The following is a 6,198-nucleotide window of genomic DNA, read 5'->3' as shown; positions in this document are numbered from 1 at the left end:
CGCGGCAAAGGCGTCGATGGCTTCGAAGGCCGGTTGCGGCGAGCCCTCCGGCACCTTGAGGAAGAACCGGTAGCGGTCCGCTTCCCGGGTCAGGGCCAGTTCCAGGGCGTCGCTGACCACCTGGTGATAACGCACGATGCGTTCGAACACTTCCCGCAGGCTGCCGCTGGCCACCAGGGCGTAGCCCAGGGCATGGAAGGTGGTGGGGCTGACAAAGCGCGACACCCGCAGGCCGATGGCCGGGTCGCCGCTGGCCTGCACGGCGAGATGCCACAGGCGGGTGGTGGCCGACAGCGGGTAGCGGGCGTTGGGGTCGTCCATCAATTGCGGGTCGAGCCCGGCTTCGCGGCACAGTGCGGCGCTGTCGAGGTCCAGAGCGTCCAGTTGCTTGCGCAAGGCGCGGGTCCAGCTGGCAAGGGAGGTGGCTTCGGTCATGCGATTGGCGCGTCCGGTCAACAGGTTGGCGTTTACGGCTAGCGCCCGGAGCCGGGGCTCGGGGCAGGATGCACACATCACTGACCAGAGGATGGAATCATGCAGGGTATTTCTGCAAGCCCCGAGCGGATGAACGCACAGCAGCGGGCGGCGCATATACGCCAGGTGGTCCTGGCCCGGGGTGATGAACTGCGCCAGCGTTTTCCTTTGCTGCGGCACCAGGACGCGCTGGGCGCGGGGATCCTTGCGTTCGCTCTGTCGGGGATGCTGGGGTCAGCGCTGCTCTATGTCACGGGGCACCTGGCCTGGTGGGCGTGCCTGCTGCTCAATGCCTTTTTCGCCTCCCTGACCCACGAGCTGGAACACGACCTGATCCACAGTATGTACTTTCGCAAGCAGCGCCTGCCCCACAACCTGATGCTGGGGCTGGTGTGGCTGGCGCGGCCGAGCACCATCAACCCCTGGGTGCGCCGCCACCTGCACCTGAATCATCACAAGGTGTCCGGCAGCGAGAGCGACATCGAGGAGCGCGCCATCACCAACGGCGAGCCCTGGGGCATCGCCCGCCTGCTGATGGTGGGGGACAACATGATGGCGGCCTTCATCCGCCTGCTGCGGGCGCCGGGGGCCAGGCGCAAGCTGGGCATCCTCGTTCGTACCCTGGCGGTGTACGCGCCGCTGGCATTGCTGCATTGGGGCGCCTGGTATGTGTTCCTGGGCTTTCATGGGGCCAACGGCGTGGCCGCCCTGTTGGGCAGCCCGATCCAGTGGTCGCAAGACACCGTGTCGCTGATGCACTACGTCGATATCGCCGTGGTGGTGATCATCGGCCCCAACGTGCTGCGCACCTTCTGCCTGCACTTTGTCAGTTCCAACATGCACTACTACGGCGACATCGAGCCGGGCAACGTGATCCAGCAGACCCAGGTACTCAACCCCTGGTGGATGTGGCCGTTGCAGGCCTTCTGCTGCAACTTCGGCAGCACCCACGGCATCCACCATTTCGTGGTCAGGGAGCCGTTCTACATCCGCCAGATGACGGCATCGGTGGCGCATAAAGTGATGGCCGAGATGGGCGTGCGCTTCAACGATTTCGGCACTTTTGCCCGGGCCAACCGCTTTACCCGGCAGGAGCGCGAAGCGATGCAACCGGCGCATAACGCCCGGGCTTGAGGGGGCGGACTGTCTTTCTGGTTAAATACCCAAGGTCACGCGGTGCCGGGAAACGCCCGGAATCCGCGAAGAGGCAACGACAGGGAGACAGTATGGGCAGTGCGGTAAGGCGATTGATCGCCGTTGCCTTGATGAGTGTGGGCAGCGTGTCGCTGGCCGACTCGGTGGCGCAGGGCAGTGACGAGGCACTGGCGCTGAGTATCTTGAAGCATCTGGAAGTGAACGGTTTTCGCAATTCCTTGCGGCCGCGGCATTACCCGGACGGCACCACGCTGGGCCAGACGCCCTATCGGATCTACGAGAAGGCCGCAGGCGCCGAGGGCACCTACAGCGCGGTGGACGAAGAACAGAGCTGGGTCTACAGCGTCAGAGTGATGGAGCAGGGGAAGCAGGGCATCGCCATCTGTTTTGTCGACCAGAGCCTGCGCGGCAGCTACTTGGCCGCTTCGCCGTTGCGGGTCGAGAAAAACCGGGCTGGGCATTACGTCGTGGTCAAGGAACTGCCGAAAACCCCGGCTTGCCGCATCACCCGAGGCTGAGGCCAGCGCCTGGCGCAGCTCGGTGTATTCACCGACAACCCAAACGCACCCCGTAGGAGCCGGCTTGCCGGCGAAAGGGCCCTGGAGACTTGTGTTGTTCTGGAGGACGCCTTCGCTGGCAAGCCAGCTCCTACACAAGCAGGCTCCTCCAGGGGCCGGTTCATAGACAAGCCAGCTCCTGCAAGATCAATCCGGCTGGAACGGTGATTCGCTGAGGATCACTCCGGTTTCATCCACGTAGCGCTGCCATTCTTCCAGCAGGGTGCGCAGTTTTTCCGGCTGGCTGTGGGCCAGGTCGTGAATCTCCCCCGGGTCCTGGCCCAGGTCGTACAGCTGCCACGTCGCCGGGCCCACGGGGCCGGGGATGTACACCGCCTTCCACTGGCCCTGGCGAATTGCCCGGCGGCCGAACAGCTCCCAGCCGGTTACCGTTTGTTCGTCATGCACCCGGGCGGTTTCGCCGGAGAGAAAGCCCAGCCAGGACTTGCCCCGCAGCGGCGCCACATCGCGCCCGCGCCAGCGCTTGCCCGGGTGGCGCACGCCGGCCAGGTCGAGCAGGGTCGGAGTAATGTCCATCACCGTGCCGAAGCCGTGGCTGATCTGCCCCTTGAGCGGCAGTTGCGGGTAGTGCAGCAGCGCCGGCACGCGAATTCCGCCCTGGGTGGTGAAGGCCTTGAACAGCCGCGATGGCGCAGTGGCCGCCTGGGCCCAGGCCGGGCCGTACCAGACGTAGGAGTTGGCCCGGCCGATGTTCTCCAGGCGGTTGTCGTAGTTGCGGTTGAGGTAGGTCAAAAGCTCCGGGCCGAACTTGGGGAAGGCTTCCAGCAGCGCGCCCTCGGCACCGTTGTCGGACATGAACAGGATCAGGGTGTTGTCCAGCTGGCCCTGCTGGCGCAGGTAGTCCACCACCCGGCCGATGTTCCAGTCCATGCGCTCGACCATCGCCGCATACACCTCCATGGCCCGTGCCGACACCTGGCGCTGTTCTTCGCTGAGGGCGTTCCATTCGGCGTTCAGGTTGATCAGCGGATGGGGCTCGACCTGCGGGTCCACCAGGCCCAGGGCCTGGAGTTTTTCCAGGCGTTCGCGGCGCAGCACTTCGGGGCCGGCGTCATAGCGGCCCCGGTACTTGGCGACGATTTCCTCCGGAGCCTGCAGCGGCCAATGGGGCGCCGAGAACGGCAGGTAGGCGAAGAACGGCCGGCTCTGGTCGCGCTCTTTCAGGTACTGCAAGAGCTTGTCGCCGAAGGCATCGGAGGAATAGAAATCCGCTGGCAGTTCATCGATGAAGCGGTCGTCCTCGATGTACAGCGCCGGCGTGGATTTGAGCAGCCCGGGGGTGTGCTCGTCGTAGGTCGGCTCGAAGCCGTAGTGGTTGGCCGCCCCCGGCAACAGCGAGAACGAGCGCTCGAAGCCCCGGGCATGGGGCGCGCGTTCGGCAGTCAGCCCCAGGTGCCATTTGCCGCTCATCAGGGTCTGGTAGCCGGCCTCGCGCAGCAGTTCCGGCAGGGCCACCACGCGGTCGTTGAGGTAACCCTCGTAGCCCGGCTTGCCGATCAGTTCGGGGGTCAGGGCTTCGGCCATGGTGCCGATCCCGGCAATGTGGTGGTCGGTGCCGGTGAGCAGCATGGAGCGGGTCGGCGAGCAGGTGGGGGCGGTATGGAAATCGGTCAGGCGCAGGCCACCTGCGGCCAGGGCGTCGAGGTTCGGCGTGGCGATCTCACCGCCGAAGGCGCCGAGGTCGGAGAAGCCCAGGTCGTCGGCCAGGATCACCAGGAAGTTGGGACGTTGCGGCATCGAGTCACTCCTGTTCAGCAAGCAATGAAGGTCAGGGGCAGGTCGCGGATCTGTACCGGCGAAGGCGCCTGGTAGAGCTCGTCGCGGGTCAGTTCGTGAAGCAGCTCCTCACGCAGTTGGTGGAAGTCGAAACTGCTGCGCTGGCGCGGGTGGGGCAGGGCCACCTCGACCACGCGCTTGATCCGCCCCGGGCGCGGTTCCATGACCACCACCCGGTCGGCGAGGAAGATCGCTTCCTCGACATCGTGGGTCACCAGCACCGTGGTGATCTTGGCCCGCTCGCGGATCGCCAGCAGTTCGTCCTGCATCTGTTGGCGGGTCAGGGCGTCGAGGGCGCCGAAGGGTTCGTCCAGCAGCAGGATCCGCGGGCTGGCTACCAGCCCCCGGGCAATGGCCACTCGTTGCGCCATGCCGCCGGACAGTTGGTGGGGATAGGCCCGGGTGAAATCCTTGAGGCCCACCAGTTCGATGAATTCGCCGACCCGCTGCTGGCGCTCGGCGGCGCTCAGGGGCTCGTTGACCAGGCCCAGGCCGATGTTCTCGGCCACCGTCAGCCAGGGGAACAGGCGGTGTTCCTGGAACACGATGCCGCGCTCGCCGCCGATGCCGCTGACGGCCTTGCCGTCGACCCGGATCTGGCCACGAAACTCGGTGTCCAGGCCGATCAGCAGGCGCAGCAGGGTGGACTTGCCGCAACCGCTGGAACCGACGATGGCGACGAACTCGCCTTCGGCGATGTCCAGGTTGAATTCGCGGATCGCCTCCACCTCGCCACCGGCGACGGCGAAGGTCTTGCCCACGTGAGTGAAACTGACCAGGGGTGCGTTCATGCGTGTCTCCAGCGGGTGGCGCGAAGTTCGAGTTGTTGCCCGATCAGGTTGAGCAGGGCCCCGGTAAGGCCCACCAGGAGCATGCCGGCCATGATCAGGTCCATGCGTAGCAGTTGCTGGGCGCTGATCATCTGGCTGCCGATGCCGCCGTTGGACGGCATGAAGTATTCCGCGCCGATGGTGCCCAGCCAGGCGTAGATCAGGCTGATGCGCAGGCCGGCGAAAATCCCCGGCGCGGCGCCGGGCAGCACCAGCCGGCGCAGCCGTTGCCAGAGGTTCAGGCGCAGTACCTGGGCGGCTTCCGCCAGTTGCGGCGAGAGCTGGGCGACGCTGCGCTGGGTGGCGATGAACAGCGGGAAGAATGCGGCCAGGGCGACGAACACCCACTTGGCCAGTTCCCCCAGGCCGAACCAGGCAGTGAGCAGCGGCACCCAGGCAAAGATGGCGATCTGGCGGATGGCGGCCAGGGTCGGGCCCAGCAGGCGTTCACTGAACCGCGACAGGCCCAGCAGCAGGCCAAAGGCAAAGCCCAGGCCGCCGCCCAGCAGCAGGCCGCCGAGGGTGCGGCCCAGGCTCAGGCCCATGCCCCCCAGCAGGCTGCCATCGAGCAGGCCGTTGCCGGTGGTGGCGAGTACCGCCAGGGGGCTGGGCAGGATGTTCGGGTCGACCCACTGCTGGTCGCTCGCCACTTGCCACAGGGCCAGCAGCGCCAGGGGCAGCAGCCAGGGTTGCAGGCGCTGCCAGCCCTGGTAGCGCGGGCCGCGACGGAGTTCGGCGGTGGCCGGGTGCGGCCAGTGCACCAGCCGGCGGTCGAGCCAGCCGATGCCGCGGTCCATGCACACCCCCAGCAGGCCGATCACCAGGATGCACACGAAGACGATGTCCAGCATGAACAGCTGGCGTGCCCAGACCATCAGGTAGCCGATGCCTTCGCTGGAGGCCAGCAGTTCCACTGCCAGCAGCGAGGTCCAGCCGGTGGCCAGCGCCAGGCGCACCCCGGCCATGAAGGCCGGCAGCGCAGCGGGCAGCACCAGGCGGCGCACCAGCAGCGCCGGCGGCAGGCGCAGCACCGCGGCGGCTTCCCGCAGCCGGGGCTGGGCATCGCGCACGCCCACCAGGGTGTGCAGGGTCACGGGCACCACCACCGCCTTGATCAGCACCACCAGCTTGAGCACTTCGCCGATGCCGAAAAACACCATGAACAACGGGATCCAGGCCAGGGTGGGGATCTGCGACAGGGCGCCGAAGGTGGGAAACACCAGGCGCTCCAGGCGTCGGCTGAAGCCCAGGGCACCCCCCAGCAGGGCGCCGGCGGCGATACCCGCCAGCAGGCCCCAGAACAGCCGTTGCAGGCTGATCGCCAGATGGCTCCACAGCTCGCCATGGGCCAGCTCCAGGGCACTGCTCCAGACCAGGGCCGGGGC

The 6,198-nt window shown here is 66.8% G+C and carries 6 protein-coding genes; 2 read left to right on the top strand and 4 right to left on the bottom strand.

Annotation, left to right across the window (positions count from 1 at the left end; genetic code table 11):
- Positions 1–435 (bottom strand): AraC family transcriptional regulator ligand-binding domain-containing protein (locus tag F6S12_RS28970; protein ID WP_315869629.1); only part of this gene is annotated, 435 nt, incomplete at its 3' end.
- A gap of 99 nt (positions 436–534) precedes the next feature.
- Between F6S12_RS28970 and F6S12_RS28965 the strand changes: the two genes are divergently transcribed.
- Both F6S12_RS28965 and F6S12_RS28960 read left to right on the top strand, forming a co-directional pair.
- The gene (locus tag F6S12_RS28965) at positions 535–1,608 is read left to right on the top strand and encodes a fatty acid desaturase (RefSeq protein ID WP_053148413.1); all 1,074 of its coding nucleotides are present in this window, start codon (positions 535–537) and stop codon (positions 1,606–1,608) included.
- A gap of 92 nt (positions 1,609–1,700) precedes the next feature.
- Positions 1,701–2,147 (top strand): pesticin immunity protein, encoded by a 447-nt coding sequence (locus tag F6S12_RS28960; protein WP_077933186.1) that lies wholly within the window; start codon positions 1,701–1,703, stop codon positions 2,145–2,147.
- Positions 2,148–2,333: 186 nt separating this feature from the next.
- Here F6S12_RS28960 and F6S12_RS28955 read toward each other — a convergent pair whose 3' ends face one another.
- The 3 genes from F6S12_RS28955 to F6S12_RS28945 all read right to left on the bottom strand — a co-directional run.
- Entirely contained in the window at positions 2,334–3,944 is a 1,611-nt protein-coding gene (locus F6S12_RS28955) for an arylsulfatase (protein WP_123473133.1), read from the bottom strand.
- 14 nt (positions 3,945–3,958) lie between these two features.
- Positions 3,959–4,774 (bottom strand): ABC transporter ATP-binding protein, encoded by an 816-nt coding sequence (locus tag F6S12_RS28950; protein WP_011058586.1) that lies wholly within the window; start codon positions 4,772–4,774, stop codon positions 3,959–3,961.
- A partial coding sequence (locus tag F6S12_RS28945; RefSeq protein WP_315869628.1) for an ABC transporter permease occupies positions 4,771–6,198 on the bottom strand: 1,428 nt, incomplete at its 5' end. The genes F6S12_RS28945 and F6S12_RS28950, both read right to left, overlap by 4 nt.

The organism is Pseudomonas sp. JV245A (assembly GCF_032424515.1).
Lineage (GTDB): Bacteria > Pseudomonadota > Gammaproteobacteria > Pseudomonadales > Pseudomonadaceae > Aquipseudomonas > Aquipseudomonas protegens.
This window is presented reverse-complemented; position numbering and strand designations above follow the sequence as displayed.